This window comes from Oleiphilus sp. HI0079 (genome assembly GCF_001635105.1).
This window is the reverse complement of the sequence record NZ_LWFT01000663.1, coordinates 1-1669: the sequence shown is the minus strand read 5'-3', so window position 1 is coordinate 1669 and position 1669 is coordinate 1. Positions and strand designations below refer to the sequence as shown.

1 protein-coding gene is annotated in these 1669 nt (G+C 46.7%); it reads left to right on the top strand.

The genetic code is table 11. The features are described 5' to 3' along the window. Positions 1–54 precede the first annotated feature (54 nt). Positions 55–1641 carry a peptide chain release factor 3 gene (prfC, locus tag A3750_RS11990; protein ID WP_068466095.1) on the top strand — a complete coding sequence of 529 codons (1587 nt, stop codon included), beginning with the start codon at positions 55–57 and terminating at the stop codon, positions 1639–1641. Positions 1642–1669: the final 28 nt, after the last annotated feature.

Below are 1669 nucleotides of genomic sequence, written 5' to 3'. Positions count from 1 at the left end.
TTTAGAAAGAAGCAAGCCGGCGTGTCCCAAAGCACTACAGGATTAATTATTACCATGGCTGATGCCAAGTTTGCAGAAGAAATCAAGAATCGTCGAACCTTCGCGATTATATCTCACCCAGATGCCGGTAAGACGACGATAACCGAGAAAGTTCTTTTGTTCGGCGAGGCGATTCAAAAAGCTGGGACGGTAAAAGGTAAAAAGAGTGGCCAGCATGCGAAATCAGATTGGATGGAGATGGAAAAAGAGCGCGGTATCTCGGTCACAACGTCTGTTATGCAGTTTCCTTATAACGAAAAGCTCGTGAATCTTTTGGATACTCCCGGGCACGAAGATTTCTCAGAAGATACTTACCGTACATTGACGGCCGTTGATTCCTGCTTAATGGTGATTGACTCGGCCAAAGGTGTTGAGGCGCGGACGATTAAACTGATGGAGGTGACGCGTTTACGAGACACTCCGATTATCACTTTCATGAATAAATTGGATCGAGATATTCGTGATCCAATTGAGTTGATGGATGAAGTAGAAGATGTTCTTAAGATTGCGTGCGCACCGATCACTTGGCCAATCGGCTCGGGTAAGGAGTTTAAGGGCGTTTATCACCTTTACGAAGACAAGACTTATTTTTACAAGACTGGGCAGGGGCATCGTATCCAAGATTCAGAGATCATTGAGGGTTTGAATAACCCGTTGTTGGACGAGAAGCTGGGAGCATATGCCGAGGAGTTGCGAGATGAGATCGATCTCGTAAAAGGTGCTTCACATGAGTTTGATCAGGAGCTGTTTCTAGCGGGTGAGCTTACTCCAGTTTATTTCGGGACTGCTCTTGGAAATTTTGGGGTGGATCATATGCTAGACGGGCTGACAAAGTGGGCGCCCGCTCCCCAGTCACGAGAAACAGATCAGCGTGTTGTCGAGCCGTTAGAAGAGAAGTTTAGTGGCTTCGTTTTTAAGATTCAGGCGAATATGGATCCGCAACACCGGGATCGAATTGCATTCATGCGTATTTGTTCGGGTGAGTATCGGAAAAGCATGAAGATGAAGCATGTGAGAATGGGTAAGGATGTTCGTATTTCTGATGCGGTAACTTTCATGGCCGGTGATAGAGAGAATGCTGAATCCGCATATGCGGGAGATATAATTGGTTTGCATAATCATGGAACGATTCAGATTGGTGATACGTTCACCGAAGGCGAGGCGCTGAAGTTTTCTGGGATCCCTAATTTTGCGCCGGAATTATTTCGTCGGATTCGATTGAATGATCCGTTGAAGGCGAAGCAGCTCAATAAAGGTCTCATCCAGTTGTCGGAAGAGGGGGCTGTTCAGGTGTTCAGACCGATGGCGAATAATGATTTGATTGTTGGTGCAGTGGGTGTGTTGCAGTTTGATGTGGTCGTTCATCGACTTAAAGCTGAATACAAGGTAGATGCTATGTATGAGCCTATTTCAGTTGCAACGGCGCGCTGGGTTGATAGTGAAGACAGTGTGGCTTTTGAGCAGTTTAAGAAAAAGTGTCATGACAACCTCGCGCTTGACGGCGGTGACAACTTGACATATATCGCGCCAACTATGGTTAATCTCCAGCTGGCGGCCGAGCGGCACCCTGAAGTCGTATTCCGAAAAACGCGCGAACACTAGCGTATTTATATGTCCGTGGAGCTTTGTG

Excerpts from the sequence above, each read along its gene's own strand:
- prfC (WP_068466095.1), top strand. The coding sequence starts at position 55 with ATGGCTGATGCCAAGTTTGCAGAAGAAATCAAGAATCGTCGAACCTTC.